We start from the raw sequence: 14167 nt of genomic DNA, 5'->3' as shown, positions 1-14167 counted from the left end.
CAGAGAACGAAGGCGTTCAAATCATTTCGGCATGCGGCGAGACGCAGTGCACAGATCAGGTTTCACGGGGAATGATCGATATCTTGCCGTTACGCTCGATGATCGCAAACTTAATTTCATCCAGGGTTTCGATTCCTTGACTGGAGCGCGCCGCTTCCATGACATCGGCTTCCACTAATCGGGCTAATCGCATTCGTCGTTGAAGCAGCCTGCCGTTTTCGACGATCACCGTAGGCTCACCGTCGATTAGCCGTGACACCCATCCCGAGCGTTGCTTGAGCAGGGACAGCCCGACATCGATGGCAATCAGCGTCACGATGACCAACATCGAGTTCGTCAATGAAAAATCATCACCCAGCAATGCTTGCTGGGTCGCCTCACCGATGATCATCAACAGAATGAAATCAAAGGTTGTCAGCTCCGCTAACGAGCGTCGACCGGCAATTTTGAATAGCACCAAGAGCGCCACATACATTGCCGCAGCCCGCAGTACCGAATCCATAGGTCACCTAAGGGTAAATGAATTGATCGAGGTTCACCCTGCTAGAGCCGGGCGAGGCGATGCTGCTGCGGAACAAGCCTAACCCGTCGCCGCGCAGGGTGAAATAAACAACGGCAAGCCCTTCGTTATCGGCTTGCACCCACAACCGGATGCCTTTTGCGGAACTGCGGGTGCGAATAGGCTGAGGTTGTACCGTCTCAATACTGAAGCCCTCCAAAAGCTCACCCACCAACTCAAATTCGAGCGGAGTACCTGGGGCTCCGCGCAAGCTGATTGTCATCGAATTGGTGGAGCCGTTGCGGTGAAAAACTTCGTATTCCACTCTGAGTTTGCCATCCACGCTGCTCACATCCCTTGAGCTAAGCATGCCCCGGGAAAACAAACCCGCCAGAGACAGTACGACTACCAGCACCAGTAAGTACCAACCGCACCGTTCGAAACGCCAGACCTTTAACTGGTACGACATGTCTTCGCGAATGGGATATCCACGGCTGCGCAAATCCGAATGCTCGACGTTATCGTTCATCAGACCAAACCTCGTTCACCTAGCAGTGCATGACGATGGAAGTGTGGAAGCCATTTCAAAGCGTAGTCAGAGGCTTCTGCCTGTACCTGGCATCTGGAGCCGAGAAAACGATGTTCGCGGGTGAACACGCAGCGCACTTGTGACTGAAACGCCCATGCAAAACAAACCGTGCCCGCAGGAATGCCGTCGACGTCATCTGGGCCAAGAATACCTGTTGTGGCGACTGCGACATTCGCAGTGCTATCACGAAGGGCCCCGAGCGCCATTTCGCGAGCGACTTCAACGCTGGTCAGATTGAACGCTTCGATGGTGAGGGGACTGACATGCAAAAGGCGTCGCTTCGCTTGAGGTGAATAGACGACATAGCCGGATTCGATTAATTCACCACTGCCTTCGACCTCGGAGAGCAACGTCACAATTTTGCCCGCAGTGCAGGATTCGGCAGTGGTCAGAATCAACGAATGCCCACGAAGATAATCAACAGTATCCTCAGCAATGGACATGGGAGGCACCTCTAGCTTGATGCTCGGTTGACCTTGGGGAAGGCTGATCATTCCAGATTCTTTTTGCAGCACTAAAAGGCGCGGCAGGATTGGAGGTGTGACGGTAAGGCTAGTGCTCAAGAGCACACATAGCAGCGTGAGGCTTAGTGGTAGTCTCCGCCGGCGATAGCTTGCAGATACGCCTGATCCGCTGCGCATCTCAGGTCTCGCCACTCAACCCAAGTTACAATCCTTCTGCGATCCATTTCGTCAGATTGTCTAAGCAGTTCTTCGTGGTAAGCATCTGGACATTCCATCCGCAACCTCTTGTCTTCAAAAGTGCGATGCCAGTTGTCCAACGCCTGAAGTCGGTTTTCTTCTTCCGGCGTGAGCAGATCTTTGAAGACTTTCATCGAAGTGTCCCTGTTTTCTAGGTGGAAAACCCCTACGCTTCCGGTTCACGCAAACTGACCAAGGGTGCTGCTCTGCTTCTCAATAAGCGGCCCTCGATTATTGCCCGATCTTGGCTAATGCCATCATTACTCCGGAGCATTACTCGGTAGGAATGCTTTGATCGCTTGATGCAACCTTTTGAGCGACCATGGTTTACTCAAAAACAATGCGTGAGACGGCAACAATTCGTCGGGAACTATCCGAGTGCCAGAGGTGATGATGACGGGGAGCCGAGGCCAACGTAACCAGATCAACTTAGCCAGCTCTAGCCCATCCATACTGCCGGGCATGCAGATGTCGGTAATCACCAGCGCTACCGAAGACGTGTTTTCCAGAATGGAGACAGCTTCATCGGCTGTGGCGCAGTCACTGATGTTGACGCCCAGTAGCGAAATCGCCTCAGCCATCATTGAGCGAAATATCTCGTTATCTTCTACGATGAGCACTGTATGAGCCATGACATAGATTCCAATCCAGTCACCATTTAGTGTTAGTGCACGCCCGGGCGTTTCCATCATCAGACGAGCGGTGCTGCCTAAATCAATTGCCGATATTCGGTATTCCGCTAGTCTGATTCTGTCGAACAAATTGGTCTGGCCGATGCCTTTACCATAAATGGAACGCGGGACTGGATAGGATTGCTATGCGACTTTCAGATTTTATATTCAAAAACCTTGAGCCTATTTTGCAGGCGTGGGAGGAATTCGCCAGGACGGTAGAGACCCCGATGCCAGCGATGGATCCGCCGGGGTTGAGAAACCATGCCGAATACATTTTGCGGACTGTCGCGCTGGATATGTGCACCTCCCAAACCCCTCAAGAGCAAATCGACAAATCCCAGGGACATGGGCCTGTCGCAGCGGATGACTCTGCCGCTCAAAGCCACGCCATTACGCGGCTGATGGCGGGTTTCACACTTGATCAGATGGTCTCTGAATACCGAGCTTTAAGGTCGAGTGTACTCAGACTCTGGTTGGCGCAGGAATTCTCCAGAGACGAAGAGCAGATTGTGGACGTGATTCGTTTTAACGAAGCGATAGATCAAGCGCTGGTCGAATCGATTGCGTCCTACGGGCAAGCGGTGGAAAACACCCGAAAAACGGTTTTGGGCGTATTGGGCCACGACCTTCGTACTCCGTTGAGCGCCGTGACGCTGGGTGCGGATTTGCTGAAACAGACGGAAGAATTGGGCAGCCGTGGCAAAAGAATCATTGCTCAGATTTCCACCAGCGTGCAAAGCGCCAACGAGATGGTGGCTGACCTACTCGACCTGGCTCGGTGTAACCTCGGTACCGGTATCCCGGTACAACTGGAAAGAACGGATCTGACAGCTGTCTGCCAATCCGTCGTCGACGAACTCGCTACCGCGCATCCCGAAGCGCAAATCAAGTTCACCCATACAGGCTCAATGATGGGCCAGTACGATTCCTCGCGCATGGCACAGGTTTTCTCGAACCTCATCGGCAACGCCGTGCGACACGGCAACTCCAAATTCCCCATTAATGTCTCGTTGGATGGAGATGGTACGACGGCCACCTTTTGTGTGCAAAATCACGGAGCCCCCATCCCCCCAAGCGCATTGCCCACTCTATTCGACCCAGAAGGACGGTACTCCAGGTACTCTGAGGGTGAACCTAAAGCGTCTTCTGGATTAGGGCTGGGGTTGTTCATCGCCGCTCAAATTGTCGAGGGCCATAGTGGAACAATTGAAGTCGAATCGACGCTGGAGTTGGGCACAATTTTCCGAGTAATCCTACCTATCACTCATCAGAGCTGAATTGCTATCAAGTGATTTTTAGCTTTGGGATTGCTGCATCTATATGCTGCCAAGCACGCACCTCTTGCAAGGCCTACAGCTCCAATTCAAGGGTAAAGATCAGCAAATCAATTCAACTTCGCAAACCCGAATCAAAATCTCTTCCTGCTGAAAGCGTCTTTCAAGATCACGCTTGTAGTTTTGCCACCACAGTCGATCCACCGCTGCCACCATGACCTCATACACAACAATGTCATCCTCCGATCTTTCATTGTCTTCCAGCAGTGATGTTCCTCTAGCGGGATTACGCGTGAAGGCCGTCACTCCTCCGAACTCACCAATTAACTGCTCACGCACAGCACACAGCAGCCCGGAAGGTTGGCATGCGCCTTCGTTCGTATTGAGTGGTAGGAAGAGCTCGATCAGGAACATGGCCATACCTCGATTATCAAGTAGTCACATCTACGAAATAGGCGGTCTGATCACGAAATCACTCTCACCGCTTCCCGCATGAAGATCTCAACAGTCTTGGGGCCAATGCCCTCAAAGGATGCCAATCGCTTTTCGAACTCGCTGAGGTTGGCGCTTGCCTCCAGCATGTTCATCACCCTCCCCGCGTATTCCAGATTGAGTTTGTTGGCCAACGCCAACAGACGCTGCGCTGTCGATTCGTCGTAACGCACGTAATGCGCCTCCCCCAACATCGCTACAAGCTGGCGATGTGAGCACCCTGCAAGCTTCCTGGGTGTATCGTGCTGATGTTTGCCGACAATCACTCGATAAGCTCGAACCGCAATCTCGCCCTGGATACGTTTACCCATCAAAAAACTGGCGATCAGCCATTTGAATAAGCCGTCTTCGTTCAACGCCTCCAGGTTGATCTGCAGATCCCGTGCGGTGATGGTTTTGCTCATGGGGATATACTCCGGATAACATGAATCGCAACGCGGCCCCTGCGCCCCAAGATTGAACGCCAATCCTGAGCCAGGACTAATAGCACACCACCGAATTTCGGATTACATGGTGTTCATGTCTTTCGACGCTTCGACTGTTAGCGAGGTTTAATCAATTTCTCGGATGACGGCCAACGCGAAATGGCGCACAGCTGACGCTGTGGAGGTGACATCCTTCTGACCTGCTGGTTGCTCGCGGCGATCTGCAAGCTGGTTTTCAATCACTCGTGCAAAAGACCCGATATAAGCTTAGCCATTAAATATATAACCCATTGTTTTAAAACATATATTTATCGGCGCGTGGCGTGGCACAGACAGTGCAATGAAGGTTACTCCTGCAGCGTTGGCACGTTGATCGACGCGCGTCTACTGTGATGACCGAAGGATTACACCATGAATGCCATTGACCTCTTGAAAGCAGACCACGAGCGCGTGAAAGCCATCCTGACCCAGCTCAGCGAGTCGACCGAGCGCGGTGTCAAAAAACGCACTGACCTTCTCGCCAAACTGGAAATGGAGATCACGATCCATACCAAGCTAGAGGAAGAAATCCTCTACCCCGCATTCAAAGAAGCTGGGGGTAAAGAACAGGACGTGATGTATTACGAAGCAAAGGAGGAGCATCGCACTGTGGACTCCCTTGTGCTGCCGGACTTGAAGCAAACATCCCCTGGTACGCCAGAGTTCTCTGGTCGCGTGAAAGTGGTTAAAGAATTGCTGGAACATCACATCGAGGAAGAGGAAACCGAAATGTTTCCTCAAGCGACCAAACTCCTTGGAAAAACCAAGCTGAACGAGTTGGGACAGCAGATGGAAGAAATGAAAGCGCTGTACAAAAAAGCGCTTTCGAATCCAAGTCTCGCGGCCTGAAGGACGTAGAGGGGCCCGGCTCACGCCGGGCGTTTTTATGCTCAAGAAGAGCCCGCACTCCATGCGGGCAATGAGGTCACTCACACGAGCAATCCAGCTCGTACCTGCTTAGAAGAAGACCAGCTGCAACGTTCAAAGAAAGAAGGTGCCAACGTCTCCATAGCAGACAATTTCTGACCGCCAGTCTCGCCTTTTCTCCATCACTCTGAACTTAGATCCGTCTTTGCCCCTCTCCCACTTACCATCAATTGAAAGGGGCTGTTGGTCATGAGAGCACTTACCTACCACGGCGCGCACAGCGTCCAAGTCGACACAGTCCCCGATCCGGTCATGGAGGAAAGCGACGACATCATTCTGCTTCACGGCCACGGCGATCTGTGGCTCCGACCTTCACCTCTATCGCGGAAAGATTCCCACTGTTGACCATGGCGATATCTTCGGTCATGAGTTTATGGGGATCGTTGAAGAAGCGGGTTCCGCGATCTCCGCCGTTCAACCAGGTGACCGGGTGGTGATCCCGTTCGTGATCACTTGTGGGAGCTGCTTTTTCTGCCAAATGGATTTGTTCGCGGCGTGTGAAACCACTAATACCGGTCGCGGAGCGATACTGAATAAGAAAGCCATACCATCGGGCGCCGCCCTGTTTGGCTTCAGCCACATGTATGGCGGTATACCTGGCGGGCAAGCCGAATACGTGCGTGTGCCCAAAGCCAACACCGGGCCATTCAAGGTGCCGGGCACCCTGTCAGACGAAAAGGTCTTGTTCCTCTCGGACATTTTGCCGACCGCCTTTCAGGCCGTGACGAACACCGGTATCGGCAACGGTTCAAGCATCGCCATCTATGGCGCCGGCCCTGTCGGTTTGTTGAGTGCCGCCTGTGCAAGAATGCTCGGTGCCGAGCAGATTTTCATGGTCGATCACCATCCCTACCGTCTGGCTTAAGCACAGAAAACCTATGGCGTGATACCGGTAACTTCCATGAAGACGATGACCCCGCTAACACGATCATTCGCCAGACCAAAGGGATGCGCGGTGTCGATGGTGTCGTGGACGCGGTAGGATTTGAAGCCAAAGGCAGTACCACCGAGACCGTGCTGGCTACGCTCAAACTGGAAGGCAGTAGCGGTAAAGCGTTGCGCCAGTGTATTGCATTGGTCAGACGCGGTGGCGTGGTGAGTGTGCCTGGTGTGTATTCAGCTTCATTCACGGATTCCTGTTTGGCGATGCTTCGACAAGGGCCTCACTTTCAAGATGGGTCAAAATCACGTTCAGCGCTTCCTGCCAGAACTGCTTGAACATATCGAGAACCGGTCGACTCTTCCCCGAGGTCATCATCAGCCATCGACTGGGTTTGGAACAGGCGGCTGAGGGCTACAAGATATTCGACAAAAAGGAAGAAGATTGCATGAAGGTCATACTCACACCCGGTGATAACACACTCGCGGTGCCCCATGACGATGACGCCGTAATTGCGCAGTGATTAAATGTGATAGAGAGGCGAGATGGCCCGCGCGGGGTTATCTCGTTTTTACTTTTCGCAATTTCACTTGTCACCGCGCACGCATCGGAACTTACAGAACAATCGTAAAAAAAATTCAGAGCATGGAGGCGGTCTATCCCAAACCATCCAGGAGACCGCCCTCATGAAATTCTCAAAATTTTGCCAATCGCTTTCTCACTGGGCTGGGAGTTCGAAAACTTTCCGCACCGCCGTCGGATTGATCACGGTGTGGGCCTTCACCGGGCAGTATTTTCACTACAACGTCACCTGGCAACTGATCATCAACACCTCGACGACCATCATCACGCTCCTGATGGTGTTCTTGATCCAGAACACGCAAAACCGCGACAACGATATTTTGCATCTCAAAAATCGACGAACTCATTCGCTCCAGCAATCAAGCGCAAAATGCCTCGTTGTGCCTGGATAAAATGGGAACAAAAGAGCTAAGAAAGTTGCGTGGGCAATACAGCGCGCTGGAGGAAGTTGGAGAGACGCATCTCATTACTGGTTGATTAGAAGATGCCGAGCCTAATGGGGCACCACCGCGGAGTGCATTGATTGGATCAACCTCGGCCGCACGATCTTCCGCGAAAGGCCGATGGCAGTGAACACAATGCGCCGAGTAGCCAAAGGCTGCGGGCGTCATGTGCTCACCAGCGCGAAGCCGTTCATTGTCCCGATGCGCGGAACATCCGGATTCGCATACCAGCACCCATGGTACGGACGAAGCAATGTCGACCATCAGCGCCGGCTTACGCATAACGCGCTGGTGCAACCATTGGCAGCCCCATTCCTCACTGAGTGTGCCTATGGCTCAGCGCAGCGCAACTTTAGCGCTGTCGAGCCGCTGCGTACGCAATTCGCCCACGTCAAAGGCGGACACTTCGCGCTGGCCGCGGCAAACATGGTCAATCTGCGAAAAGGTTCGGTTGGCGCTGATGTCGACAACCCCCTCGGCGTGGTCGCTACCAGCACCGGCCACCATGCTGAGTCAGCCGCATTCTTCGAGCAGGCGGACGGCGGATGCTACAAAGGCGACAGCTGATCGGCCTATGACCCGAGATGGACCATCCGCCCGTCCGGTGCCAACCAACGGCTGGTCAACGCCTATCTAGTGAAGTATTAAGGCAACGAGAAGGACAGCATCTCGCAGACTAAGCCGATGCACACCGTCTACGAAGGACCGTGTCGCGCTGGTAGAGGTTGTGCAGGTGCCCGACACCCTAACTCCGGAGCAGATGGGATGCGCCCGCCACTGCGCAGCCTTAATGCATGAGTATCTGCCGGAACACTTCAATGACCCGTCCGATTAGATCCTGGTCGGTGGCTATGTGCTGGTGGGCAGCACCCTGCGCATGCTCCAACACTTGACCTGAAGGCTGCGCAGGGCTTCGACAAGGACTACATCATCGATCGGGGCTTGTTCGTCGACCCGATCACTGGCGCCGATGAATGGCGCGACATCGACAAAACGGACCAGGTCCGACTGATCGGCAATAGCGTTTGCCCGGATGAGGCGGAGGCATTGGTCAGCGCCAACGCCGCCGACATCATCGAACTTTACCAGCGCCTCGCGGCGTGACTCATCCTCACCTATTGCAGCGGGCTTAACGATTACTTCGGCCGAGTTCCGCGAGCTAACCATTCACCATGACCGATACCGTGCTGAATCGCATGATAGTCAGAATCGTCCGAAATATCGAAAACATGCTCCGAGTGTTTCGCACCGCTTGGATGAAACAGCTGGGTCAACATTATTCCTTCATGCCTGCTCTGACGCCTGACCCTCACTGTGATGACGAAACCTCGCTCCGCATCGTGCTTTTGGCATACATCCGAAGGATCTTCACCCCAAAGCTCTGATTGCCAATATTTGTTCGACATATCCGCTCCTTGATCCGGCTCCATGCCGGGCCAACTAGCAATAGCCCATAAACTCGAGTCACGCCACTGCCCGGGCATGACCCGGCATAGCACGCCCCATGCCCACAGAAAAGGAAACTCTCAGCCAGCAGCGCTTGGAACGAATCATCAATGCGAACGAGTTCATGCGGGTCATCTCTAACTGCGGTCGGTTCTTCTTCCGCAATACGGGCGCCGGTCACGATGCATATTTGTCGATGAACAGCCGCGGTACATCGTCTGGTTGCACAACGACTATGCAGGTGCGCGCATCAACGTCGCCAAAGAGGCGCGCTGGGAAGCGGTTTTTGAATGGCGGCACGCTCAAAAGTTCGCTGTCCTCAATTGGCATCATGGCAAGACAATGCGCGACGGCTACTTTCAATGCAAAATGGACAACGAATTTGAGAACCCGTGGAGCTATGGAGAAGACATCCTGATGGTCCGCGATGAAGGCGTTCGTCTTGGGTTGATCCGCGAGCCTAAAGAAGCCCGGGAGGCCACAAGCTGAAGCTGATTAATCAGAAAGGTGAACAGAACTTTCAACAGGACGACCGTCAAGAATCGGCATCGGGTCAATTTCAACGGAGGAGAGAATGGCAGCCCATGCCTCATATGCACGTTTATGGAGGGACACTGCTTCTTCCCAACGACTGCCCGAAACTTCGCGGGACACAACGAGCATCATCAGGCGGTTTGTAGATTCGTCGATATCAAGGAGGCGGTGATGTGCGGTGAAACGAAAATCATCAATCGAAGGCATGACGTCACATATGGTTTAAGGGTTGCTGTGACATCATTGTGACATCGTCGCAATTAATTTGGGCGCCAACTGACGATTGGTTACTCCGGTAATCCATCCCTCGCCGCAGCTATCGCCGCGACATAAGTCCGGTCTGTAAGGCATGATGCTCTCCTGTGCTCTGCGCTGATCTAAAAAGTCAGCCGCTATAGCGGCAAGGAAAAAGTCATGATTGCACAAAAGCCAATCATTATGTTCGACGGCCCGGTAGCAGCCAGCCTCCAAACGGTGACCGGCTTGATTCCGCAGAGGGCCGCTTCTTCGGGAACGATGAAAACCTCGCTCGTTATTGTGGTGCTACCCATCGCCGCCGCGATGCCAACCCTGAACATCAGATTTATGCAGTAAAAAAGCTACTGCAAGGTGTGTCGTCAGGAAAGGCGTCAAGAAGTTCGCAGCGATGTCGATCAAAGAGTGGGCCGGCGTACCGCTGGTGATCATCGACAGCGACCGATATTTTTTTGATGAAGACAGCCTGCGTGACTACCTAATCGACAGCGATGTCGATCTGACTGACGAGCAGCTATGCATCTGTGAGCCGAACTACGAAAGGCAGCTCGATCCAACGGATGTCTTCGGCGACGACCTGCCAGAAGACGGAAAGATCCGTGACGACCAACTCGAAGCAACTTTCGAGTTGCTCAACGAATGGTCTTCAAGGCTGAGCCTCTCTCGTGGTCGGAGGGAAGGTTCGCCGCCGTGCTGCCACAGCCGTACATTGACGGGTTCATTGCTGCACGGATGGGGGCATGAAACTGACAGATAAACAGCAGGCCGTCCTAGATGAGTTGCTCAAGATCGGTCGGAGAAATGCATATCTCTATCGTGACACCCAATCAAACCTGCACGAAATGGATTGCGAAAAGTTAACCAAGGGTGACCATGCGGGGTGTTCGGCATGGGTAGCTGATCTATTAAGTTTCGCACCGGCTAGGGGTAAATGCCCCGTCAGTGCTCAGCGTCTTCAAGGCTCTTCGCTGCAAAGGTCTGGTAATTCGTGAGGAAGCTTATTGGGATTACCAGCGCCCGCGATACTGGTGGCCTGTGGTTTTTGCCGCTGAACTTGCCAGTGAGCTGTGCCGGCCGGTCAGGTGACGCCATGATCGCCCTCGCCTGGTTCGCCTACGTGTACTGCTACAAGGAGCCGCGATGAGGAATGTTGCCAAAAGACCCTGCTTGGAAATTCGATTGCGACTTTTCAACCGCTAAACGCTCCGCGCGAGCGTATCCCCAATTCAAGGCAGCAGTCATCGTTTCACCGACACGATCCTTGTAATACTCCTCGAAAATCATTTCACCGCTTTCAGCGTATCCCCCCAGAAACAGCTGTACGGTACCTGAGCGTGACATCCGAACTTGGACATCGACCTGAATTTTGTCGCCGAAAATACCGTCCTGTGAACGGCTATGCAGCTGGCAATCCGCCCAATCCCAGAACACCCGCTGTCGTTGTTTTATGGGATGCATTTCAAGCCTCGCTGCGAAGTGATAAGCCCCTTGGGGACAGGGCGATCAAGTCAGGGAGAAAAGTCCGCCCCACCGGCCACGCACGAAGGAGGCTTTTTCTAACACAACGGGCGAAGCGGACAATTTAACTCTAGCTCAGTCGCTCCACCTACCACTGACCCCTCATCTGATTTGCACCAGCCAACTGCCCGCCGATGAACAAGGAGTTCAGCTAACAGTTCACCCCGCCAGACCTTCAGGGGAGAAAGCAGGTCCGCAACTGGCGAGGCGAACCCTCAAACCATAGTTCACCCGCCCAGTCTGACCCACACCCCTCGTCTGAATTCCATCATCCACCGACCAGCCTGCTGGTGAACGGCGAGCGAGGAATATCTTCATGTCCGAGAAAGCCGAAACGTTGTATGCCGTGCACGCCCAGGGCCCTGATGAGCTCTATGCGGCCGCCAGCAACGAGGAGGCCGACACAATGGCCACAACCCAGAACAAGCAGCTGCCGGTGGCGAAATGCATCGTCATCACCAGTCCTTGGGCGCCAATTGAGCAATAGAAAACATTGGCCGAACAGAACGCTGATGACGCCAAATAATTACGCAGCGGATGGCAGGCCGGTCTGAATCGGCTGAGCGCTGCCATAGGTGGGATCACCGCGCTCAGCAAAAACGTTAGAGATATGACCCACGAGGGTTTCGACGCAACGCTGAACAATCTCCGCCGGATGGGCGACAGCATCGACGGCGACAACGCCTACAAGCGCGACCTGTGCGGTTCAATTGTCGGTGCGATTGTGATCGGTGCGAAAAACCCTCCGCCACCTGACCATTGGCTACAGGGCTTCTGCGACATCGCCCGAGGCGAAGCCGCTGCCCGCGAAGAGCTGGTCGCAGCATTGAAACTCACCCGCGAGAACCTGAGATCCTGCCAAGCAACCATCCCCCATGAGGCAGCTTCGACCCGGCCTTTGTAAACGATGCTCAGGCAGCGATGAAGGTCACAGACGGCGCACTCGCCAAGTTCGCCCAATAACCACCTTGCGCCGCCACGCGCGGCTTGGAGCACCCTATGTCAAATCGCAGAGCGGCCCCGGTCGCGCCCCTCCTCCCGCGCTTCATTCGTGCCGGCGAGGCTTACGGCTATCTCGGCAAGTGCTGGGATGAATTCAACAAAACGGTTCGGCCAAACATCCGCGAGTTCCCGATCGGGAAACAGGGTATCGGCTTCGACCGGATCGAGATGGCACAACCCTGGATCGATTGGGGCTCCCTTCCCTGCTTTTCAAGATCAATCAAAACCAACTCGCCCTCGAGGCGGCCGTCATGGAGCTAACACTTTGGGTCGAGCATCGCGGCTCTGCTGAAGTCGCCGAGAACGTTCGAGGCGCGCTAGACACAATCAGCAAAAACGAAGAGTTTATCAATACGACACTCGCGGTGCTGATGGCGCCGGAGTGACTTCGCGCCGGTCACAAGGCGAGCGCTGCTTAATTTCTCCGCTGATAAAAGTATCCAGAAATTCCCGTTGGGTGACTGCCTAAAATTACTGCTGCATCGTGGATGATGACGCGTCCGTGCGCACAGTACTCAGCTGACTGTTGCGGTCCGAAGACATTGCGCACCGGATATTCGCCTCGGCTGAAGAATTGCTCAACGCTGACTTCAAGATCGGCCCCGCGTGTCTGTTGCTGGACGTCACCCTGCCCGAGGCGACAGGCCTGGAACTGCAATCGGTACTTGGACAACGCGGACACCCGTGGCCGGTGATTTTCATGACCGGGTTCGGCACCATTCTGTCACCGCCAAGGATTATCCGGTAGCGCCATGTTCATCGTCTGTATTGTGGACGACGATGCATCCGTTCGTAAAAGCCTGGCCAACCTGCTCCGGTCGGCCGGATACCGCTCTCGGGTATTCGCCTCGGGGGAGGAATTCCTGGCCCTCGAAAACTTCGATGACATCGCGTGTCTGCTGTTGGATTTGAAAATGACCGGACTGTCAGGGATAGACGTCATGCACGCGCTGACAGCCCAGGATAGAAAATTGCCGGTGATTTGCATGTCCGCACACTGGGACGAAGCGACAATGGCCGAATCCAGCCGCTATGCGCCCATCAAATGCTTACGTAAACCCTTCAGCGGAGAAGATTTGCTGAGCGCTGTCGAGTCTGCATTAGGCGGGGCGGAATTTTTGCGGGAGTAATGCTCCACCCTTTTTTTCTGCCGCCATTAGATCTGTCTGCCGTTACGCGCAGCGATCGCAACGGTGGTCGGCGAATCAGCAAGTGGAACGAACTGTCGCGTCGCACCATCGAGCGCATCGATGCATCCCGCCTCTATGTCGTAGACCCAGCCGTGAAGATTCAAGCGCCCCTGCTCGAGTGCGAGAGCCACCGATGGGTGCGTACGCAGGTTCGCCAGTTGTGCAATTACGTTTTCGCGCACGAGGCCGTCGAGCTTCGCGCGGGGCGTGTCGAACTCATGCGCGGCGTTAATTGCTTTCGCGGCGTCCGAATGACGTAACCAGTTGGCGACCGCTGGAAGATGATCCAGACACGTGCAGCGTGAAATCGCGCCCATCGCCCCGCAGTCGGAGTGGCCGCAGATCACAATGTCCTGTACGCCGAGCACGGCGACCGCATATTCGACGGTGGCCGAGACGCCGCCGGGTTCGGGACCGTACGACGGTACAATGTTGCCGGCATTGCGAATCACGAACAATTCGCCCGGTTCGCGCTGCGTAAGGAGCTCGGGTACAACACGGCTGTCCGAGCAGGTCACGAACAATGCCTTCGGATTTTGTGCTGTCGCAAGCTGCTTGAACAGCTCGACGCGTTGCGGATAAATCTCGCGCTGAAAGCGCAGAAAACCATCGATAATGTCCCGCATGGAGTTCTCCAAAAATTTAATGGCAGATGCTGGCACTAGCTCTAAATCTGAGAACGGGTGCGAGTGTTCGG

General features: G+C 54.3%; 20 protein-coding genes and 4 pseudogenes. 13 read left to right on the top strand and 11 right to left on the bottom strand.

What is annotated here, in order from left to right; all coding sequences use genetic code 11:
• Positions 1–55: 55 nt before the first annotated feature.
• The 5 genes from ACIPL2_RS00350 to ACIPL2_RS00330 form a co-directional block, all read right to left on the bottom strand.
• Positions 56–502 (bottom strand): DUF421 domain-containing protein, encoded by a 447-nt coding sequence (locus ACIPL2_RS00350; RefSeq protein ID WP_401351795.1) that lies wholly within the window; start codon positions 500–502, stop codon positions 56–58.
• 7 nt (positions 503–509) lie between these two features.
• Entirely contained in the window at positions 510–1028 is a 519-nt protein-coding gene (locus ACIPL2_RS00345; protein WP_401351793.1) for a hypothetical protein, read from the bottom strand.
• Positions 1028–1531 (bottom strand): CinA family protein, encoded by a 504-nt coding sequence (locus ACIPL2_RS00340; protein WP_401351791.1) that lies wholly within the window; start codon positions 1529–1531, stop codon positions 1028–1030. Before ACIPL2_RS00340 ends, ACIPL2_RS00345 begins: the two co-directional genes overlap by 1 nt.
• A 143-nt stretch (positions 1532–1674) precedes the next feature.
• Entirely contained in the window at positions 1675–1923 is a 249-nt protein-coding gene (locus ACIPL2_RS00335) for a hypothetical protein (RefSeq protein WP_401351790.1), read from the bottom strand.
• A gap of 126 nt (positions 1924–2049) precedes the next feature.
• On the bottom strand, positions 2050–2421 hold the full coding sequence (locus ACIPL2_RS00330) for a response regulator (RefSeq protein WP_401351788.1): 372 nt from the start codon (positions 2419–2421) through the stop codon (positions 2050–2052).
• Between the two features lie 185 nt (positions 2422–2606).
• Here ACIPL2_RS00330 and ACIPL2_RS00325 point away from each other — a divergent pair, with 185 nt between their 5' ends.
• On the top strand, positions 2607–3740 hold the full coding sequence (locus ACIPL2_RS00325) for a sensor histidine kinase (RefSeq protein WP_401351785.1): 1134 nt from the start codon (positions 2607–2609) through the stop codon (positions 3738–3740).
• 99 nt (positions 3741–3839) lie between these two features.
• Here ACIPL2_RS00325 and ACIPL2_RS00320 read toward each other — a convergent pair whose 3' ends face one another.
• Entirely contained in the window at positions 3840–4151 is a 312-nt protein-coding gene (locus tag ACIPL2_RS00320) for a hypothetical protein (RefSeq protein WP_401351782.1), read from the bottom strand.
• A gap of 50 nt (positions 4152–4201) precedes the next feature.
• On the bottom strand, positions 4202–4633 hold the full coding sequence (locus tag ACIPL2_RS00315) for a DNA methylase (protein ID WP_401351779.1): 432 nt from the start codon (positions 4631–4633) through the stop codon (positions 4202–4204).
• A 432-nt stretch (positions 4634–5065) separates the two neighbouring features.
• On the opposite strand from ACIPL2_RS00315, the gene ACIPL2_RS00310 reads away from it, so the two are divergent.
• From ACIPL2_RS00310 to ACIPL2_RS00295, 4 genes and pseudogenes are all read left to right on the top strand, one after another.
• The gene (locus tag ACIPL2_RS00310) at positions 5066–5542 is read left to right on the top strand and encodes a hemerythrin domain-containing protein (protein WP_401351776.1); all 477 of its coding nucleotides are present in this window, start codon (positions 5066–5068) and stop codon (positions 5540–5542) included.
• A gap of 267 nt (positions 5543–5809) precedes the next feature.
• A pseudogene (locus ACIPL2_RS00305) lies at positions 5810–7023 on the top strand (zinc-dependent alcohol dehydrogenase).
• A gap of 163 nt (positions 7024–7186) precedes the next feature.
• Positions 7187–7559: pseudogene (locus ACIPL2_RS00300) on the top strand (low affinity iron permease family protein).
• Between the two features lie 20 nt (positions 7560–7579).
• Positions 7580–8629, top strand: a pseudogene (locus ACIPL2_RS00295) (DNA cytosine methyltransferase); the annotation flags it as partial.
• A gap of 32 nt (positions 8630–8661) precedes the next feature.
• Here ACIPL2_RS00295 and ACIPL2_RS00290 read toward each other — a convergent pair.
• Entirely contained in the window at positions 8662–8931 is a 270-nt protein-coding gene (locus ACIPL2_RS00290; RefSeq protein ID WP_401351773.1) for a hypothetical protein, read from the bottom strand.
• Between the two features lie 262 nt (positions 8932–9193).
• Between ACIPL2_RS00290 and ACIPL2_RS00285 the strand changes: the two genes are divergently transcribed.
• Entirely contained in the window at positions 9194–9460 is a 267-nt protein-coding gene (locus ACIPL2_RS00285; RefSeq protein WP_401351770.1) for a hypothetical protein, read from the top strand.
• 6 nt (positions 9461–9466) lie between these two features.
• Here the strand turns inward: ACIPL2_RS00285 and ACIPL2_RS00280 are convergent, their stop codons facing one another.
• Entirely contained in the window at positions 9467–9712 is a 246-nt protein-coding gene (locus ACIPL2_RS00280) for a hypothetical protein (RefSeq protein ID WP_401351767.1), read from the bottom strand.
• A gap of 207 nt (positions 9713–9919) precedes the next feature.
• Here ACIPL2_RS00280 and ACIPL2_RS00275 point away from each other — a divergent pair, with 207 nt between their 5' ends.
• Entirely contained in the window at positions 9920–10099 is a 180-nt protein-coding gene (locus ACIPL2_RS00275; protein WP_401351764.1) for a hypothetical protein, read from the top strand.
• A 52-nt stretch (positions 10100–10151) separates the two neighbouring features.
• Positions 10152–10517 carry a hypothetical protein gene (locus ACIPL2_RS00270; protein ID WP_401351761.1) on the top strand — a complete coding sequence of 122 codons (366 nt, stop codon included), beginning with the start codon at positions 10152–10154 and terminating at the stop codon, positions 10515–10517.
• A 368-nt stretch (positions 10518–10885) separates the two neighbouring features.
• On the opposite strand, the gene ACIPL2_RS00265 is transcribed toward ACIPL2_RS00270, so the two are convergent.
• Entirely contained in the window at positions 10886–11218 is a 333-nt protein-coding gene (locus ACIPL2_RS00265; protein ID WP_401351758.1) for a hypothetical protein, read from the bottom strand.
• Positions 11219–11594: 376 nt separating this feature from the next.
• Between ACIPL2_RS00265 and ACIPL2_RS00260 the strand changes: the two genes are divergently transcribed.
• The 5 genes and pseudogenes from ACIPL2_RS00260 to ACIPL2_RS00240 all read left to right on the top strand — a co-directional run bounded on the left by ACIPL2_RS00260 (position 11595) and on the right by ACIPL2_RS00240 (position 13410).
• On the top strand, positions 11595–11765 hold the full coding sequence (locus ACIPL2_RS00260) for a hypothetical protein (RefSeq protein WP_401351755.1): 171 nt from the start codon (positions 11595–11597) through the stop codon (positions 11763–11765).
• 141 nt (positions 11766–11906) lie between these two features.
• A pseudogene (locus tag ACIPL2_RS00255) lies at positions 11907–12241 on the top strand (hypothetical protein); the annotation flags it as partial.
• 218 nt (positions 12242–12459) lie between these two features.
• A complete protein-coding gene (locus tag ACIPL2_RS00250) occupies positions 12460–12666 on the top strand; it encodes a hypothetical protein (RefSeq protein ID WP_401353308.1) in 207 nt (68 codons plus the stop codon).
• Between the two features lie 140 nt (positions 12667–12806).
• Entirely contained in the window at positions 12807–13028 is a 222-nt protein-coding gene (locus ACIPL2_RS00245) for a hypothetical protein (protein WP_401351752.1), read from the top strand.
• Between the two features lie 4 nt (positions 13029–13032).
• Positions 13033–13410, top strand: a complete 378-nt coding sequence (locus ACIPL2_RS00240; RefSeq protein ID WP_401351750.1) for a response regulator transcription factor — start codon at positions 13033–13035, stop codon at positions 13408–13410.
• Positions 13411–13436: 26 nt separating this feature from the next.
• On the opposite strand, the gene ACIPL2_RS00235 is transcribed toward ACIPL2_RS00240, so the two are convergent.
• Complete coding sequence (locus ACIPL2_RS00235; protein WP_401351748.1) at positions 13437–14096, bottom strand: carbonic anhydrase; 660 nt, start codon at positions 14094–14096, stop codon at positions 13437–13439.
• Between the last annotated feature and the right edge of the window lie 71 nt (positions 14097–14167).

This window comes from Pseudomonas sp. NPDC086251 (genome assembly GCF_044746405.1).
GTDB lineage: Bacteria > Pseudomonadota > Gammaproteobacteria > Pseudomonadales > Pseudomonadaceae > Aquipseudomonas.
The sequence above is the reverse complement of the archived record's forward strand: the minus strand, read 5'-3'. Positions and strand labels throughout refer to the sequence as shown.

Bases quoted from the DNA above. Each gene is read 5' to 3' on its own strand.
- ACIPL2_RS00260 (WP_401351755.1), top strand. From the start codon at position 11,595: ATGTCCGAGAAAGCCGAAACGTTGTATGCCGTGCACGCCCAGGGCCCT.
- ACIPL2_RS00315 (WP_401351779.1), bottom strand. From the start codon at position 4,633: ATGAGCAAAACCATCACCGCACGGGATCTGCAGATCAACCTGGAGGCG.
- ACIPL2_RS00275 (WP_401351764.1), top strand. From the start codon at position 9,920: ATGATTGCACAAAAGCCAATCATTATGTTCGACGGCCCGGTAGCAGCC.
- ACIPL2_RS00335 (WP_401351790.1), bottom strand. From the start codon at position 1,923: ATGAAAGTCTTCAAAGATCTGCTCACGCCGGAAGAAGAAAACCGACTT.
- ACIPL2_RS00290 (WP_401351773.1), bottom strand. From the start codon at position 8,931: ATGTCGAACAAATATTGGCAATCAGAGCTTTGGGGTGAAGATCCTTCG.
- ACIPL2_RS00265 (WP_401351758.1), bottom strand. From the start codon at position 11,218: ATGCATCCCATAAAACAACGACAGCGGGTGTTCTGGGATTGGGCGGAT.
- ACIPL2_RS00270 (WP_401351761.1), top strand. From the start codon at position 10,152: ATGTCGATCAAAGAGTGGGCCGGCGTACCGCTGGTGATCATCGACAGC.
- ACIPL2_RS00280 (WP_401351767.1), bottom strand. From the start codon at position 9,712: ATGCCTTCGATTGATGATTTTCGTTTCACCGCACATCACCGCCTCCTT.
- ACIPL2_RS00310 (WP_401351776.1), top strand. From the start codon at position 5,066: ATGAATGCCATTGACCTCTTGAAAGCAGACCACGAGCGCGTGAAAGCC.
- ACIPL2_RS00235 (WP_401351748.1), bottom strand. From the start codon at position 14,096: ATGCGGGACATTATCGATGGTTTTCTGCGCTTTCAGCGCGAGATTTAT.
- ACIPL2_RS00340 (WP_401351791.1), bottom strand. From the start codon at position 1,531: ATGTCCATTGCTGAGGATACTGTTGATTATCTTCGTGGGCATTCGTTG.
- ACIPL2_RS00320 (WP_401351782.1), bottom strand. From the start codon at position 4,151: ATGTTCCTGATCGAGCTCTTCCTACCACTCAATACGAACGAAGGCGCA.
- ACIPL2_RS00240 (WP_401351750.1), top strand. From the start codon at position 13,033: ATGTTCATCGTCTGTATTGTGGACGACGATGCATCCGTTCGTAAAAGC.
- ACIPL2_RS00350 (WP_401351795.1), bottom strand. From the start codon at position 502: ATGGATTCGGTACTGCGGGCTGCGGCAATGTATGTGGCGCTCTTGGTG.
- ACIPL2_RS00325 (WP_401351785.1), top strand. From the start codon at position 2,607: ATGCGACTTTCAGATTTTATATTCAAAAACCTTGAGCCTATTTTGCAG.
- ACIPL2_RS00345 (WP_401351793.1), bottom strand. From the start codon at position 1,028: ATGAACGATAACGTCGAGCATTCGGATTTGCGCAGCCGTGGATATCCC.
- ACIPL2_RS00330 (WP_401351788.1), bottom strand. From the start codon at position 2,421: ATGGCTCATACAGTGCTCATCGTAGAAGATAACGAGATATTTCGCTCA.